Genomic DNA, 17783 nt, shown 5'->3' with positions numbered 1-17783 from the left:
GTGGTTATTTTTTTATTGAAGAAAACTGAAATTAAACAGTAGATCCCACTGCAGAATTTCGGTAAAGTGAATTTTTACGATGAAATTACGTTTGGAATTTAATTTAACTTAGGAGTGGAAATGCGTTTGAATCAATGGATGACTTATATCGCGGTGGCCTCGGTGCTGGCTAGTACGCATGTTTTGGCAGCAAATGCCCCTGTGCATGAACAGTTGCAAGTACCTCAATGTCTTGCAGCAAAAATTGCTACTCCTTATGAGGTTTTAGCTGAAAATAAACAGTTTAAGATTATTGATATTTCTGCGGCTGATGTCGATGCGCTAACTCGTTTGGCAGATCACGCGAATTGTGGTCGTTTTGTGAACGTAAGCCACCATATTATGGGTTCTTTACTGCAAGCAAAAAAACAATCGGCACAAAGAGTTCTGCAGAGAAAAAACCTTAAAGCAGCGCAACCACAAAGCATTGCCTACGAGATTAAACATCAAGATGACGTGAATGCTGCATTACAGGATGTCGTGCCAGAGAATATCTGGAATACTTTGACACAGCTTACTTCATTTCATAACCGCTCAGCGACGAAAGATACTGGGGTGGATGCGGCAAAATGGTTGAAAAAAACTTTTGATGACATGACTGTAGCCAGTGGCCGTACTGACACGACATCATTTTTCGTGAAAACAGGCAGTTATTATAAGCAACCATCGTTAGTAACCGTTATTGGTAAAGACATCAATGCACCTGCGGTGGTGATTGGTGCGCATATGGATACACTTGATGGTCGTATGCCAGGTGCAGGGGATGATGGAAGTGGTTCTTCATCAGTTATGGAAATGGCGCGAATTTTGTTGTCTTCCAAAACAACCTTTAAACGTCCTATTTATATTATTTGGTATGCTGCTGAGGAGCGGGGTTTAGTCGGCTCTCAATATGTAGTGGAGCATTTTATGGATAATTCAATTCCAGTAAAAGCGGCAATCCAATTTGATATGACCGGCTATCGTGTCGATTCTAAAGATCCGACCATGTGGGTATTTACCGATTATACCGACAAGAGTTTAAGTGATTTTGTGGCAGAATTGATTAGTACTTATGTTCAGGTTCCAGTTGCTTATTCAGAATGTGGTTATGGTTGTAGTGATCATGCTTCTTGGGATGAGGTGGGAATTCCAGCAGCATTCCCATGCGAATCGAATTTTGAAGAGCACAACCCATACATCCACAGTTCTAAAGATACTATGGATCGATTAAGTCTTGAGCATATGACCAATTTCTCGAAGTTAGCTTTGGCTTTTGCTATTGAAATGGCTTCAGAGTAAACTATATGGCTATGAATTAATCTTCTTTTTGCACACATCTCTGTCGACATCCATGGAAATGGGTTTTCAGGGATGTGCATTAGATGTAGATGTACTCATAGAATACAGGTGTTTTTCTTTAATAACATGTGAGATGTAAATAATGAGTCGAGCAGTAATAAATAAAGTAGGGCTATTCCTGGGTATATTTTTAAGTAGTGTCACGTTCACCGCGAGTGCCGGGAAACTTCTTCCTCCCTGGTACTTATTAAACAATCAGTTAAGTGCAACCTTAAATGCTGATCCTTGCGTACAAGTCAGCGATTTAACTGGCGATGGGCTTGAAATGGAAATCAAAGTTACTGTGTGTAAAGAGGATAAAGCACGTGCGCTAGCCTCGTTTATCAACCGTGTTCATGAATTTGGAGATAAGTTAGCAGTTACAGTAAAGGTTTATACATCTGATTCTGTACCTGTCGAAGCAAGTGCCCCCAGTACTCCAGAAGAAGCTGTGGCGCTGCTCAATCAAGCGCTTAAAGGAAACAAATATTTTGTGAGAGCAGACATTGGCCTAAGGCACTTTGATGAAGCCGCATTTGCATTATTTAAGCCCATGATTGTACAGTATTATTCTGACGATATTAGTGATTGGTATCTCAATACGAATGAAGTAGCAGCGAGAGCATTTGGAACTGTGTTTAATCTAGATCCTTATCAAGAAGGTGCTATTAAAATGTATGCAAGTACCGACATTGCCGAACAAGCTAAAAAGAATTAAACATTTTGTAGCCTGGGTGAAGGCAAAGCCGTAACTCGGGTTCCGCTATGCTGGACCCAGGTTGCAAGAATAAATAGTCATCCTCGATATTGGAAAATAAATCTGTCCAATTTGTCGCAGGGAGCTGAAAGGTCCTCAGCGGGTGATGTAGTGATTATTTTTCCAGTTGCAAGGGCGGACAATGGTATTCTTCTGTGATCTCATTTTCGGGACTGACTGCTTGCAAAACGATAGGAAATTTCCATAAAGAATAAAGATGTTTCAATACATCCGCTGTAGTATTACCTAAAGGTACTCTATTTTGCTGAGTGTATCGCAACGTCATTGAGCGATCACCTTGCACATCTACAGAATAAATTTGAATATCAGGCTCTAAATAACCTAAATTATATTGCCGAGACAATGCTTCTCTTATTTTTTGATACCCTAATTCATTATGAATTGCATTAACATACAAATCTGGGCTGCGATCATCATCGACGATATGAAATAGTTTTAAATCGCGAATTAACTTAGGCGATAAATATTGGGCAATAAAACTTTCATCCTTGAAGTGGCGCATGGCGTTATCCAGACTGCTTAACCAATCGGTATTGGCTAAATAAGGAAAGTATGCTTGATCCTCTTCAGTAGGATTTTCACAAATCCGTTTGATGTCTTGCATCATGTGATATCCCAAAGTATAGGGATTAATACCACTATAATAAGGGCTGTTATACGCGGGTTGCATGATGACGTTGGTATGGCTTTGGAGGACTTCCAACATAAACTCATCCGTAACCAAGCCCTCATCATATAGTGCATGTAAAATGGTATAGTGCCAAAAGCATGCCCAGCCTTCGTTCATTACCTTGGTTTGACCTTGTGGATAAAAATATTGGGCCATCTTGCGGACAATACGCACGATTTCTCTCTGCCATGGTTCTAGCAGAGGGGCATTTTTTTCAATGAAGTACAAAATATTTTCTTGTGGTTCCTCTGGAAATTGTTTTTTCTTTGCTTGTTCAGAGACTTGTTTACTTTGTGGAATTGTCCGCCATAATTCATTCACTTGCGATTGCATGTAAATTTCGCGGTTTTGTTGACGAATTGTTTCTTCCTGTATGGATAACGGAGTAGGGTGTTTGTATCGATCCACACCATAGTTCATCAGTGCGTGACAAGCATCCAAAATTGCCTCTACTTCATTGATGCCATAACGTTGTTCGCAGTCACTGATGTATTTGCGAGCAAATACTAAATAATCGATGATAGCATCTGCAGAAGTCCACATCTTAAACAAATAGTTGTTTTTAAAAAATGAGTTATGGCCGTAGCAGGCATGCGCAATCACTAGCGCTTGCATGGCCATGGTATTTTCTTCCATGAGATAAGAAATACATGGATTTGAATTAATCACGAGTTCATAGGCCAAACCCATTTGTCCCCGTTTATAACTTTTTTCAACGCCAACAAAATGTTTGCCGAAAGACCAGTGATGATAACCAATTGGCATACCTACTGAAGCATACGCATCCATCATTTGTTCTGCAGTAATAACTTCTATTTGATTGGGATAGGTATCTAACTTAAAATCTTTAGCTATGCGCGCAATCTCGCGATCATAGTCTTGAATTAATTCAAAGGTCCATTCTGCACCTGTAGATAATGGCTTCTTCTTTTTCATGCAGTTTTCCTTTTAAATAGCTCATGAAATACGGGGTAGATATCCGCCACCGTATCAATGTTTTCCATAGCAAAATTAGGGTAGCGCTCTTTCACCAGTTGATATACTTCCCACAAACTTTGATGATGGCGCGGCATGATTTCTATGTATGCAAAATATTGCAATAAAGGCATAATTTTATCTTGCAGTAGTTCCTGGCAATAGGGGGAATCTGCATTCCAATTATCACCATCCGATGCCTGGGCTACATAAATATTCCAAGCCTCAGGAGGATAACGTGTCTCAATAATAGTACTTAGAAGCTCCAAGGCACTAGACACTACCGTGCCTCCAGTTTCTCGAGAATAAAAAAACTCTTCTTCATTCACTTCCTTAGCGGAAGTGTGGTGTCGGATAAATACCAATTCTATTTTTTCATAATTTTTGGTGAGGAACATGTAAAGAAGAATAAAAAAGCGTTTTGCAATGTCTTTTTTAGCCTCATCCATGGAGCCAGATACGTCCATAACACAGAACATAACTGCTTGTGTTGATGGCGAAGGAACTCGGACACGAAAGTTATAACGCAGATCAAGAGTATCGATAAATGGCACTGTGAGTATTTTCTTTTTCAGGAATTCAATTCTTTTTTGCAGGCCCAATAAGGCTTCGGTGTCTTGAATGGGCTGTGCTTGCAGTTGCTCTAACTCTTCTATCGCATCTTTTAATTGTCTTTTATACGGTGAGGCTAAAGCGACTCGACGTCCGGTTGCTTGTTTCATTGAGCGCAGCACATTAATATTGTTTGGGATACCGCTGGTGGTTACGCCCGCTCTTACCGTTTTGAAAGTACTAATACGCGCTAATTCTTTTTTAATCAAATCAGGTAACTCCAGATCTTCAAAGTACAGATCAAGAAATTCTTCCCGAGATAACTCAAAAACAAAACTATCTTCGCCTTCACCAGTGTCGCTGGCATTAGAGCCATCACCACTGCCTGAGCTGCTGTTAGGTCTTCTTATTCTATCGCCTGTAATAAAATTATCATTGCCAGGAAGTACACGCTCTATATGCCCTCCTTGACCTCGGTGAAATATAGGCTCCGAAATATCTTTGGCTGGAATCGTTATTTGTTCACCTTGATCAATTTCGGTAATACTTCTTTTACCTACAGCATCGGAGACAGCTCGTTTGATCTGATTTTTATAACGACGAAGAAAACGTTGGCGATTAACCGTACTTTTTTTCCCCGCATTTTGTCGTCTATCAATCAATTGCGACATAATTTAGCCCCAAATAATCTTTTATCTTGCACCCATTTGTCGTTGCGTGGGGACATGGTCCTTCTCGTGTAGATCCCGAATTCCAGCCCCAAACTACAAATAGCAGTACCCTAAGCGTTCGCTCATGGGAGCGAGAGAACGATTTTTATTATTGTGACTTACGTACTCGCAAATACCATTCGCAAAGTAGGCGTACTTGTTTGCGTGTATACCCTTTATCAATCATTCGAGAGATAAACTCTTCATGCTTTTTCTTATCATCTTCAGATGCTTTCGCATTGAAGGAAATGACGGGTAATAAATCCTCAGTATTGGTAAACATCTTTTTCTCAATCACGGATCTTAATTTCTCATAACTATTCCAGACTGGGTTTTTGCCACGATTATTCGCACGAGCACGTAAAACAAAGTTTACTACTTCATTGCGGAAATCTTTTGGATTAGATATCCCGGCTGGTTTTTCGATTTTTTCAAGTTCTTGATTTAATAAGGCACGATCAAAGATCTCACCGGTATCTGGATCGCGATAATCCTGATCTTGAATCCAGAAATCAGCATAGGTTATATAGCGGTCAAAGATATTTTGTCCGTACTCAGAATAAGACTCTAAGTAGGCAGTTTGAATTTCCTTACCAATAAATTCAACATACTTGGGTGCGAGATATTCTTTGATAAAGCCTAAGTAAGATTCTTGTACTTCCTGAGGAAATTGTTCTTGTTCAATTTGACGTTCTAATACATACATTAAATGTACGGGGTTTGCTGCAACTTCACTGTGGTCAAAATTAAACACTTTAGAAAGAATTTTGAAAGCAAAGCGAGTTGATACGCCACTCATTCCTTCGTCAACGCCAGCAAAATCGCGATATTCTTGATATGATTTTGCTTTGGGATCGGTGTCCTTTAAGCTCTCTCCATTATACACGCGCATTTTGGAATAAATGCTGGAGTTTTGTGGCTCTTTTAAACGAGTTAAGACTGAAAATTGCGAGAGCATGTCTAAAGTCCCTGGTGCACATTGAGCATGCGTTAGCGAGCTGTTATCAATAAGTTTTTGATAAATTCTCGTTTCTTCTGTAACTCGCAGACAATAAGGCACTTTAACGATGTTAATACGATCGATAAATGCTTCATTGTTTTTATTGTTTCTAAATGTTTGCCATTCGGATTCATTCGAATGCGCTAAAATAATCCCTTCAAATGGAATGGAAGATAAACCTTCTGTCGCATTATAATTGCCTTCCTGAGTCGCGGTTAGTAAGGGATGCAGCACTTTAATTGGTGCTTTAAACATTTCGACAAACTCTAAAAGACCGCGGTTTGCACGACACAGCCCTCCTGAGTAACTGTATGCATCAGGATCATCTTGAGAAAAGTGCTCTAATTTACGAATATCAACTTTACCGACTAAAGATGAAATATCCTGATTATTTTCATCTCCTGGCTCTGTTTTGGAAACGGCGATTTGTTTTAAACGTGAAGGTCTGACTTTTATTACTCTAAATTGGCTAATATCCCCGTTATATTCATGCAATCTTTTGACTGCCCAAGGTGACATCAAATAACGTAAATAGCGAGAGGGGATCCCAAAACGTTCCCAGAGCAATTCTGCATCTTCTACTGGATTAAATAAAGACAGCGGGGATTCAAATACAGGGGAACCTTTTATGGCATAAAATGGTATTTTTTCCATTAAATCTTTTAATTTTTCAGCAATAGAAGACTTACCGCCTCCTACAGGTCCTAAGAGATAAAGCACTTGTTTGGTTTCTTCTAGGCCTTGCGCGGCATGTTTTAGGAAGCCGACAATTTGTTCAATGGGTTCTTCCATGCCATAAAAATCTTCGAATACATTATATCGTGGAATGATTTTATTGGAAAAAATTCTTGATAAAATAGGATCATGACGTGTGTCGACCATTTCAGGCTCGCCTATGGCCATGAGCAAGCGCTCCGCTGGATTGGCATAAGCAGCAGGGTCATTTTTACACAATTCCAGGTATTCCTCCAAACCCATCTCTTCTTCTTTGTTATCTACAAAGCGTTTGGTATAGCTGGTTAAAAAGTCTTGAGTGTTCATATGCCATCCCCTTTTTATCCGTATTAAGGATATCTTGTGTTTCTTTACATTTATTGCATTTTACTGGTAAAAGCAATAAATGAATTTTCAGCTAACTTCGCAATATATATAAAGATTGACCTAAGAAGTTACCCCTTTATAATCATTATAGGCTAAACTAGGAAAATTGTTATATAACTCAATAAACTTAATCGCTTTTTGCAAAGGATGTAATGATCATGCCTGACACGACCGTTTATTTAAAAAACTACCAGCCCCCCTTTTTTGCAGTTGAAACTATAAATTTGAATTTTGATCTGTATGATGATCATGCTTTAGTCAGTAGTGAACTTCAATTAATTCGTCAACATGAAGGCCCTTTACATTTATACGGTGAGGAGCTGGAATTGGTTAGTGTGCATCTGAATGGTCAAAAATTGGAACCATCTTCCTATGTTTTGCAAGCTGACGCGCTCATTATTGAAAATTGCCCAGACGCGTTTACCTTAAAGATAGTAACGCGCATCTACCCACAAAATAACACCCAATTATCTGGACTTTATCGTTCGAATCATCTGTTTTGTACGCAGTGCGAGGCAGAAGGCTTTCGACGCATCACTTATTTTTTTGACCGTCCGGATGTACTTACTACGTATACAACGCGTATCTCAGCAGATAAAAAACAATATCCAATTTTACTATCCAATGGCAATTTGCTCGAGTCGGGTACAACTACCGATGGGCGTCATTGGGTCGTTTGGCAGGATCCATTTAAAAAACCATCCTATTTATTTGCTTTAGTTGCAGGCGATTTAGCGTGTGTGCGCGATAAATTTGTGACCAGTTCTGGACGCACAATTGATTTGCGTATTTATGTCGAGCCAGGAAATGAAGATAAGTGTGCTCATGCAATGGAATCGTTGAAAAAATCCATGCGCTGGGATGAGGAAGTTTATGGTCGTGAATACGACCTGGATATTTTTATGATTGTCGCAGTCAGCGACTTTAATATGGGTGCTATGGAGAACAAAGGACTAAATATTTTTAACTCCAAGTACATTCTTGCTCGCCCCGATACCGCAACTGACCAAGATTTCGCCGATGTTGAAGGGGTTGTTGCGCATGAATATTTCCACAATTGGACCGGTAATCGGGTTACTTGCCGCGATTGGTTTCAGTTAAGTTTGAAAGAAGGTTTAACCGTTTTTCGTGATCAGGAATTTTCTCGAGATATGAATTCCCGAGATGTAAACCGAATTATGGATGTTAGGGCATTACGAAGCACACAATTTCCTGAAGATGCTGGCGCAATGGCCCATCCGGTTCGGCCAGAGTCATATCAAGAAATAAATAATTTTTATACTGCAACTATTTATAATAAAGGTGCGGAAGTCATTCGTATGCAGCATACCCTGTTGGGAAGAGACGGTTTTCGACGGGGCATGGATTTATATTTTAAACGTCACGATGGTCAGGCAGTCACTATTGATGATTTTGTTGCGGCGATGGAAGATGCCAATCATGTTGAGCTCACTCAGTTTAAACGGTGGTACAGCCAAGCAGGAACTCCAGAAGTACGCGTTACCAGTGAATACGCACAGGGACAGCTTACCATCAAGATGCAACAATCCTGCCCGCCAACTCCCGAGTGTCATGATAAAAAACCATTCCATATTCCAATCCGAGTTGCGCTATTTGATGCTCATGGTCATCAGATATCAGTCGAGAAAGATATTTTAGAGTTAAAAGAAAAAGAGCAAAGTTTTACTTTTACTGACTTGAGTGAAAAACCTGTCATTTCATTATTACGTGAATTTTCTGCACCAATTAAATTAAAACATGATTTGAGCCAGGAAGAGTTACTCTTTTTATTACGATATGAAGTGGATGGTTTTGCCAAATGGGATGCAGCGCAAAATCTGATCCTAAATTGTATTAAAGAATGTTTACAGCAACCTTCCAATAAATGGCAAATTCCCGCAGCTTTAATTTCTGCTTTTCAGCATGTATTGCTTGATGATTCACTGGATGCTGATTTACGAGCAGAACTACTCACTCCTCCTGGGTTTGAGGACATTGCGACGCGATTAGATAGTGTGGATGTGAGTGCGGTAGAGCAAGTTCGTGATTTCTTCCATCAACAATTGGGATGGTATTTGTATGAAACGGCCCAATCACTCTATCAACAATTATGGCAAATTGAAGATCACCGCATGAATGGACCTGCTTATGGCCGTAGAAAACTACGCAATGTTTGCTTATGGCTCATGATGAAAGCCAAAGAGGCTGCTACTTTAGATGTGTGTCAGCAGCAATTCATGGCGGCACAAACTATGACTGATCAAATTGCCAGTTTTTCTTTGTTGGTCAATTGCACCAATCAGGGATTGCGGGAGCAGGCGATTGAAGATTTTTATAAGCAATGGTCTAAAGATGAACTGGTTTTAGACAAATGGTTTGCCATTCAAGCCATGAGTGAGTTACCTGAGACGTTAACACATGTAAAAATGTTATTAAAACACACCGCGTTTAGTATTAAGAATCCTAATAAAGTTCGTGCATTGATCGGGGCATTTTGTATGGGAAATCCACGCAACTTTCATGCTTTAGATGGTAGCGGTTATCGCTTTTTAGCAGAAATGTTAGTGACGCTAGACAAAATTAACCCCCAGATTGCCGCACGTTTAGCCAATCCATTTACGCGCTGGAAACGTTATGACCAATCCAGACAAACTCTAATGCAAGAGCAATTGGCACAGCTGGCAAAACTGGAGTTATCGCGTGATTTAGCGGAAGTAGTTTCTAAAAGCTTGCTGGTTAGCTAGCAAAAAATAACTTCGTAGCCTGGGTGTAGCGTAGCGAAACCCGGGCTCTTTTTGCACTCAAGATGACGGAGATTACGCTTCGCTTTGCTAGAGTGCCACTTTAGTGTTTTCAGCAGGCAAAGCATTTAACGTGTTACAAAAATCTGTGGGGTTCAATGTATGATACAGTCCTAAACCCACTTCACATAAAAGAACAACCAGAATAAGCATTCCCAATAGGACGGAGATAATTTGTATGTTTTTTCTCTTTTTTTCATGGATCTTATTTAAAATAGTTTCATTGCTGTGTAACAATCGTTCACTTATTATTTTGATTACCGACTCAATAATCGCATCATGATAGGGATGATTTTCTAATGCATGTAATTTGCTTATGGACGTTTGTAAAACAACTGCTTCTTCCATTGCGATTACAGTGAGGGTGCAGGTGCGATTTCGAATCACTCTTATTTCATCAATGGTTTCTCCTGTGCTCAGTGTTTCTATGAACTCAGGGGGCGCGTTTTTATTTTCTTTCTTATAAAGTCCAACGGTCCCAGAAACAATAATAAAAAAATCATCATTTATTTCCCCTTCTTTAAGCAAAATATCACCTTTCCTAAATAGCTCTCTTGAGGAGATGGCGAGGAACTCCTCATAGTTTTCAGCAGATAAATGGCTTAATAAAGGGCTGTTTTTTAAAATATTTTTTTCATTTTCGGAAAAGTCGCTCATTGAATTTTCCTTAATTCAGGTCAGAGTAACTTATTATGCCTCTTGTTTTTTTGCATCACAGAACGATACAGATAAAAGAGACTCAGTTCCTTTAATTATTTGTAGCAATATGATTTTTTTCAAGGAAAGTTAGCTTTTTATCTTATGGCTCTAGAGTAAACACTGCTAATTCCTTGACAATTTGTCCGTGTGTGTCGGCTATCCCTACTCCTATTGCATCAACATGTTCTTCAATTTGTGTTTGATGGGATTGGCTAAATTGGTGAATTAACTTGCGCAGTTGCTGATATAAAAAAGTACTCTGTTGTGTATTTAAAGACTCTGCAGAAAAAATAGAGAAATGTGGATTAAAGTAGTCTAGCACACTTGGGCTACCGTATTGACGAAAAAGAGCTTGTCGTTCAGGATCCTGAGCAGCCCAGGCGGGAATACTTGCGTGTGGGTTACGAAAGTGTGCTAAGACATTTAATGTCTTATTGCTTAATTCGTGTATTGTTTTATCATGGCGTACCGTCAACATGACATAACCACTGCGGCTAGGAATAAATTCTGCGGTGGAAAAAAGAATAGGCTTCTGTTGCTTGGCTAATTCCTTTGTTGTTCTAAGAATGGCAGGAATTTTTTGGGGGCTATAGTCTGCCAGATATAAGGTAATGTGCAGCGGATGCTGCTGCAAATAAGGTGTAATCTGATACGCAGCAAATAATCCTTGCTGTGCTAGATATTGATTCAATTCTTTGATCAATGCTTTGATATGATTTTCTGGTTTTAATTTAAGATAAACATTAATTGATAGGCTTTTCGCTGTAACGGTATTGGCAATAAAGCAACAAATTAACCCAAATAGGAGAGTAAGGTGTCCCAACGTTTTGCAGTTATTGGTAATCCTATTGCGCATAGTTTATCTCCGGTAATCCATCAAGCTTTTGCCAAACAAGTGAACATACAACTGACTTATGAAAAAATTAAGGCAGATGATCCATCCTTTGAACTGCTAGTATCTGATTTTTTTGCTCAAGATGGCAAGGGTCTCAATATCACTTTGCCGTTCAAACAACGAGCTTTTGCAATGGCACAGCAGAGCAGTTTTCGCTGTCAACAAGCTGGAGCGGCCAATACTTTATGGATGCAAGCCAACCAATTGCATGCAGACAACACCGATGGTATTGGTTTGATTCGCGATTTGAGTCGTTATCTCTCAGTAAACGGCAAGCGGGTATTGATATTAGGCGCAGGGGGGGCTGCACGTGGAATAGTTTCTCCCTTATTGGAAAACCATCCTGCGGAACTGATTATAGCCAGTCGTACCTCAGCTAAAGCAGAGGAGTTTCAACGTGCGTTTCCACAAACACAATGTTTGAGTTTTGATGAAATTGAGGGGCAATTTGATTTAGTGATTAATGCTACTTCGGCGAGTTTGGTGGGTGAGTTCGTTGCCTTACCCGACGAATGCATGTCAGCAAAGCCATTTTGTTATGATTTGTCTTACAAACAGCACAGCGCGACCGCTTTTGTGCAATACGCTAGAGAATCAGATTGTGATGCAGTAGATGGTTTAGGAATGTTGGTTGAACAAGCAGCCGAGGCTTTTTTTATTTGGAATGGAATTATGCCTGAAACTGAAGAAGTGCTGACGTTGTTGCGTACCTAAGTCGTTTCTTAGAGATATAAACCACTATAGCCTGGGTGAAGGTGAAGCCGTAACCCGGGTTCTGCGTTGTTAATGCATCAAGCGCTGCAAATCTGCTGCCAATGTTTTTGGGCTAATAGGATAATGAAAATAGGCTTGGATCTTTGCTTCTGGATTAATGAGCACAATTTCTGTTCCATGACTCATAGGTGTGGTTGAGACTGTAACGTGCAGCTGTTTTTGCAAGGTATTTATTGCCGGCATGTCACCTCTGAGTGCGATAAAATGTGGGTTAAACTGATGCATAAATTGATTGAGCCGCTGCAAAGAATCATGTTCAGGATCAACCGAAATAAAAATCACTTGTGGCCTTTTGGTTGTGGTCAGACGTCCATATGTTTGATTTAGCGTTTGCATAGTAAGCGGACAAATCATGGCACAGGAGGTAAAGCCAAAAAATAATAAAGACCAATGACCTTTTAATTTTGTTTCTGTGAATAAATTCCCATGATTATCAATAAACTCAAAATGCGTGACGGTCTGGGGTTGATTGAGATAAACACCACTTTCTAGTTTGACTGCACTATGATGAAAAGCAAAATACACAATAAGACTGATGGCGATAATTAAATAGAAAAGGATTATTTTGGTAATTTTGGTCGATTTTTCAGTCACTTTATTCAATCTATTTAATATAAAATCCTGCTACACTTATACAAAATATAAAGAGTATCAAGGGAAATGTATACTGACTTTTTTCAAGTGAATGCCTTGCCACCTAATCAGCTCCTAGGTATCTATGATCCAAAATTGGTTGTTCTCTCTTTTTTCGTGGCTATGATGGCCTCCTATGTTGCGCTTGATTTAACTGGCCGCTTAAGAGATCGCAGTAACACAAAAAAAGAGGTCAGGCTATGGTTGTTGGGTGGGGCCATTGCGATGGGCTCGGGGATTTGGTCTATGCATTTTATTGGTATGCTCTCATTCACAATTCCTGGCCTTGTTTTAAAATATGATTTGTTATGGACTATCCTGTCACTCTTTGTTGCCATTTTGGCCTCTTGTTTTGCCCTATTTTTATTAAAAAAATCAATAATTAATATTGTCCATCTCCTTGCCGGTGGTTTCATTTTAGGGTTAGCGATTGCGTCTATGCACTATACTGGTATGGCAGCAATGCTTATTTCCTTAAATATTGCGTACTTGCCTAGCTTATTCTTGTTGTCGCTCCTTGTTGCTATTCTCGCTTCGGTAGCTGCGATTTGGTTTGCTCTAAAAAGCAATACAGTCATTTTAAAATTAAGAAATCGGATTAAAGCGCTATCGGCAATCACGATGGGGTTTGCGATTTGTGGGATGCATTATACTGGAATGGCTGCATCAGTATTTACCCCTCTATGTCAGCCCATCAGTATCGACAGCTATCAAGGGCTTAATCAAACCGTCTTGGCAATTATCATTGCTGCAGTCACTATGGTGATTCTAGGCATTGCTTTTTTGGCCTCTTCTTATAAAGAAGCTAGAAATCAACACCAATTTGAACAAGCACGTGAATTAGGCATGGCGGAGATTTCAGCTTCAGTTTTGCATAATGTGGGTAATGTGCTCAATTCGGTTAATATTTCCGTTGAAACCATGATCGCTAGCCAAAACTCATCTCCTTTAAAAGATATAAAAAAATTAGCGGAGCTATTTAACACCCATAAAGAGGATCTACCACAGTTTCTTACCCAAGATCCGCGCGGTGTTCATGTTGTCGCATATATTAATGAATTGGCCCAGTGCTGGAGTAAAGAACATGAACTGGAGGTAGGCGAGTTAAAAGAAATATCTAAAAATGTAGGGCTAATTAAAAACATCATATCTACTCAACAAAATGTGATTAAAGTAGATAGTTTTGAACAGATTATTTCTATTAACGATCTTATTGACGAGACGCTTCTCTTATCAAGCATTCATCTACAATCCGAAATTAAGGTGAAAAAGGAATATGGTGACCTAAACTCCGTTAAGGTTGATAAAATTAAATTGTTTCAAGTGCTTGGCAATCTCATTTCCAATGCAAAGGATGCGTTACTTGAGTCATCAAACCCAAATAAAACGCTAATAATTAAAACCAGTTTGGTAAATAAAGACAAAATTGAAATCAAGTTTTCTGAAAATGGCATTGGGATTGCCAAAGCCAATCTAAATAAAATTTTTATTTTTGGTTTTACAACAAAAAAATCGGGCCATGGATTTGGGCTTCATGCCTCTGCTCTTGCTATTAATGAATTGGGCGGCGAAATTTTTGCGCAAAGCGAAGGTCATGAAAAGGGTGCTACCTTCACCGTTTATTTACCTAATCGCAAAGCAAGCGTGCTGAAAAGATGAGAGGAGCATAGTAAATGGATAAACAAAACGATTTTAAGATCTTAATTATTGATGATAATCCTGCCATTCATCTTGATTTTCAAAAAATCTTAAAAATGAAAGAATCAACGACAGGGATTAACAAACTCAATCAGCTGGTTTTTGGAGAGGATTTGGCAAACGATGCGGAAAAATCAAAATCAGCTGCAATCGATCTTCCTGCCTTTCAAATAGACTGTGTTTCTCAAGGAGAAGAAGGAATTCAATATATTCAACGGGCCATAGCGCAGGGAGCTCCTTATGCCTTAGCTTTTGTTGATATTCGCATGCCGCCTGGATTAGATGGTATTGAAACCATTAAACGCATTTGGGCTTTAGACAAAGAAACACAGATTGTGATTTGCACCGCTTATTCTGACTATACCTGGGAGGAAACAGTAGCGGAATTGGGACTCAGTGATAATTTATTAATTCTCAAAAAACCTTTCGATAGTATTTCAGTACGCCAAGTGGCCTGTTCTTTAACTAAAAAATGGCGCTTGATGCAAGAATCAAAAAATCGCGAGAAAATTTTGGAGAAAACGGTTGAAGAACGCACGGACTCTTTACAGAAAACGCTCACGGTACTTGAATACCAGTCAACCCATGATAGCTTAACTGATTTACCCAATCGCACTTTGCTGGTGGATAGGATTAAGCGTGAAATTGCTAGCTCTAAAAGAAATCATTCCATGTTTGCAGTGATTTTTATCGATCTTGATCGGTTCAAACTCATCAATGACAGCTTTAACCATGAGTCAGGTGATATCTTACTGAAACGAATCGCTGAGCGTCTTTCTGAAGTCACTAGAGAAGAAGACGTCATTGCCCGTTTAAGTGGTGATGAATTTATTTTCATTTCAGCAGAAGTATATAAAATTGAACAGGTAGCTCATATTGCCCAAAAAATTTTAGAGACGATCAATAAAAGTCTGCATATTGCTCAGCAAGACATTATCATTTCTGCAAGCCTTGGCATCAGCATTTATCCTCAGGATGGTTCAACTGTTGAAGAACTGTTACATAATGCTGATCTGGCGATGTATCGGGCAAAGGCTTTAGGTGGGAATCAATTTCAATTATATACTGCTGAATTACAAGAGAAATGCATTGGCCGATTGGAAAAAGAATCCGATCTTCGTCGTGGGTTCATTGAAAATGAGTTTTTTTTAGAATATCAGCCACAATACGACAGCCAGAGTCAGACGTTAATTGGCGTAGAGGCTTTGATTCGTTGGCGACATCCTCAAAAGGGCCTTGTATTACCTATGGAGTTTATACCTCTTGCAGAGGAAACAGGTCTTATTGTACCGATAGGCGAATGGGTGATTAGGACTGCGTGTGCTCAAAATAAGGCTTGGCAAGATAAAGGAATTTCCCCCTTTCCTATTTCAGTAAATATTGCAACGAAGCAATTCATACAACCTAATTTTGTAAGCATGATTAAAAATATATTAAAAACCAGTAAATTAAACCCCAAATATCTGAAAGTGGAAGTCACAGAAAATGTCATTATCAATGCAGGAAATGTTATTGATTCAATTAATGACTTGAAAAAACTTGGTGTAAGCATTGTCCTGGATGATTTTGGTATGGGTAATTCTGGGTTCAATTATTTGAATAAACTGCCAATTGATCAATTAAAAATTGACCAATCATTTATCAAAAATATTAATTTTAACCGTTCAGATGGAGTGATTTTGCAAGCAATTATTGATATGGCGAGCAATTTGCATTTGGATTTAGTCGTTGAGGGTGTTGAGACTTCCAGTCAATTGGAATATTTAGAATCGCATAATTGTCATAAATTCCAAGGTTTTTATTTTAATAAACCAATGTCGGCTGAACAGTTAGAAAATTACTTAAAACGTGATTAAGGATAGCCCTCTTTCGAAAATGTCTGCTATTTTTTGTTGTTCCGTAGCGCATAGCAAAAGAGGGTGTTAAGAAAAATTATTCAAAAAAGGCGATCACTTCTTTAGCATTATTAATGGTGTCTTGAAAACCTAGCTCTAGCAATTCTCTTGTATAGTCTCGTTCAAACAGCACAAAACTTAACAAATCTCCAGAATGTTTCTTTTCTCCAAGGAAATTGAGAAGGTACCTAAGCAATGATGGCAAGGCTTTAAAATGTATTTGCGCTAAAGGAGCGAGATCTTTGCTGGGACGTAAATGCAAGGTAGTAATGGGACGCCATGGAGAGCGGCGCTTTTTCCACATCGACAAAAGCATTGCAATTTCGTTCATCCGATTAACCATTTCAATATCGCGCTCAAGGTTGTCCAAGAAAAGTGCGTTTAACATATTTCCAAAAATATGTGAAAAAGGAATGTCATCATGATTACGCAAATTTTCTTGCTCAACAAATGCAGGCAACGCCCGAGTCCCCAAAATCAGAATTTTATCCACTTCGAAGCGCACGGAACCTCGAAGGGGGGCGGCTAGGCCCACACTACCATCCCCATAATGAAAGCCATCGAGCAAAACTGTTGGAAAAAACAGAGGTAAGGCACTGGACGCTAAAATATGCTCTGCCTGGAAACTAACACGCTTGCTGCCATGTCGTGGATAATTCCAGTCAGTGAACTCAGGATTGTTGTGCTCATAAAAAGAAACCGTTTGACGGGTCTCATAACAGTTACTAATGATTTCTAAAGTATGGAGGTATCCGTCGTTTATATTTTGCGCGATCTTGCCGAAGTCAAGTCCATCTGCAATCATTTCTCGCAGTGGTGTGGTATCGAGTAGATGAGCTGCCTGTCGTTGTTTAATCATCATTGTACTCATATTACGTACAACAGATTTACTTAACGCTAAATTGCTGGCTCTATAGACTTGGTGGCAATGAATTTCACTCCAAATTGTTTCCAGTTTATCAAGAGCCGTTGGGAAGTCATCGGCGTTTTCTGCAAGTACTGCCGCATTGATGCTCCCTACGCTTACCCCACTGACCATTTCGAAAGGTAACGTTTTAACTTGCAAAATATGGCCAATTGCTTTCAGGACACCCGCTTGATAGGCGCCTCGAGCGCCACCACCTGCCAAATAAAGGGCTTTTTTAGACATAATGTTTTTTTTTATCGCATTTATTTAGTATCTATGTGAAATATAGTTGAATTTACATCGGATTAGCAAGTTCTCGTTTATATTGTAAAAAAA

Annotated in this window: 13 protein-coding genes; 6 read left to right on the top strand and 7 right to left on the bottom strand. The window is 39.3% G+C overall.

The window, feature by feature from the left end:
- The first annotated feature begins 120 nt into the window (after positions 1-120).
- Together lapA and BGO44_RS14170 are read left to right on the top strand one after the other, a co-directional pair.
- Entirely contained in the window at positions 121-1320 is a 1200-nt protein-coding gene (lapA, locus tag BGO44_RS14175) for an aminopeptidase LapA (RefSeq protein WP_058511599.1), read from the top strand.
- A gap of 142 nt (positions 1321-1462) precedes the next feature.
- The gene (locus tag BGO44_RS14170; protein ID WP_237760490.1) at positions 1463-2077 is read left to right on the top strand and encodes a group-specific protein; all 615 of its coding nucleotides are present in this window, start codon (positions 1463-1465) and stop codon (positions 2075-2077) included.
- A gap of 154 nt (positions 2078-2231) precedes the next feature.
- On the opposite strand, the gene BGO44_RS14165 is transcribed toward BGO44_RS14170, so the two are convergent.
- The 3 genes from BGO44_RS14165 to BGO44_RS14155 all read right to left on the bottom strand — a co-directional run bounded on the left by BGO44_RS14165 (position 2232) and on the right by BGO44_RS14155 (position 7085).
- Positions 2232-3743, bottom strand: coding sequence for a SpoVR family protein (locus BGO44_RS14165; protein ID WP_273200269.1), 1512 nt, complete (start codon positions 3741-3743; stop codon positions 2232-2234).
- A complete protein-coding gene (locus tag BGO44_RS14160) occupies positions 3740-5005 on the bottom strand; it encodes a YeaH/YhbH family protein (RefSeq protein ID WP_058511602.1) in 1266 nt (421 codons plus the stop codon). The genes BGO44_RS14165 and BGO44_RS14160 overlap by 4 nt, the downstream gene beginning before the upstream one ends.
- A gap of 148 nt (positions 5006-5153) precedes the next feature.
- Entirely contained in the window at positions 5154-7085 is a 1932-nt protein-coding gene (locus BGO44_RS14155; protein WP_058511603.1) for a PrkA family serine protein kinase, read from the bottom strand.
- A 218-nt stretch (positions 7086-7303) separates the two neighbouring features.
- Here BGO44_RS14155 and pepN point away from each other — a divergent pair, with 218 nt between their 5' ends.
- Positions 7304-9889, top strand: coding sequence for an aminopeptidase N (pepN, locus tag BGO44_RS14150; protein ID WP_273200264.1), 2586 nt, complete (start codon positions 7304-7306; stop codon positions 9887-9889).
- Positions 9890-9976: 87 nt separating this feature from the next.
- Here pepN and BGO44_RS14145 read toward each other — a convergent pair whose 3' ends face one another.
- Together BGO44_RS14145 and BGO44_RS14140 are read right to left on the bottom strand one after the other, a co-directional pair.
- The gene (locus BGO44_RS14145; protein WP_058511605.1) at positions 9977-10603 is read right to left on the bottom strand and encodes a cyclic nucleotide-binding domain-containing protein; all 627 of its coding nucleotides are present in this window, start codon (positions 10601-10603) and stop codon (positions 9977-9979) included.
- 142 nt (positions 10604-10745) lie between these two features.
- Entirely contained in the window at positions 10746-11501 is a 756-nt protein-coding gene (locus BGO44_RS14140) for a 2'-5' RNA ligase family protein (RefSeq protein WP_273200261.1), read from the bottom strand.
- On the opposite strand from BGO44_RS14140, the gene aroE reads away from it, so the two are divergent.
- A complete protein-coding gene (gene aroE, locus BGO44_RS14135; RefSeq protein ID WP_273200258.1) occupies positions 11460-12254 on the top strand; it encodes a shikimate dehydrogenase in 795 nt (264 codons plus the stop codon). The two genes, BGO44_RS14140 and aroE, sit on opposite strands and share 42 nt — an antisense overlap.
- Positions 12255-12323: 69 nt before the next feature.
- Here the strand turns inward: aroE and BGO44_RS14130 are convergent, their stop codons facing one another.
- Positions 12324-12908 (bottom strand): SCO family protein, encoded by a 585-nt coding sequence (locus BGO44_RS14130; RefSeq protein ID WP_273200257.1) that lies wholly within the window; start codon positions 12906-12908, stop codon positions 12324-12326.
- A 66-nt stretch (positions 12909-12974) separates the two neighbouring features.
- Here BGO44_RS14130 and BGO44_RS14125 point away from each other — a divergent pair, with 66 nt between their 5' ends.
- Together BGO44_RS14125 and BGO44_RS14120 are read left to right on the top strand one after the other, a co-directional pair.
- Positions 12975-14606 carry an MHYT domain-containing protein gene (locus BGO44_RS14125; RefSeq protein WP_273200255.1) on the top strand — a complete coding sequence of 544 codons (1632 nt, stop codon included), beginning with the start codon at positions 12975-12977 and terminating at the stop codon, positions 14604-14606.
- A 14-nt stretch (positions 14607-14620) separates the two neighbouring features.
- Entirely contained in the window at positions 14621-16501 is a 1881-nt protein-coding gene (locus BGO44_RS14120; protein ID WP_068310949.1) for a two-component system response regulator, read from the top strand.
- A gap of 76 nt (positions 16502-16577) precedes the next feature.
- On the opposite strand, the gene BGO44_RS14115 is transcribed toward BGO44_RS14120, so the two are convergent.
- Positions 16578-17690 carry a patatin-like phospholipase family protein gene (locus tag BGO44_RS14115; protein WP_058511610.1) on the bottom strand — a complete coding sequence of 371 codons (1113 nt, stop codon included), beginning with the start codon at positions 17688-17690 and terminating at the stop codon, positions 16578-16580.
- Between the last annotated feature and the right edge of the window lie 93 nt (positions 17691-17783).

It is taken from the genome of Legionella sp. 39-23 (assembly GCF_001897665.1).
Lineage (GTDB): Bacteria > Pseudomonadota > Gammaproteobacteria > Legionellales > Legionellaceae > Legionella > Legionella steelei.
The sequence above is the reverse complement of the archived record's forward strand: the minus strand, read 5'-3'. Positions and strand labels throughout refer to the sequence as shown.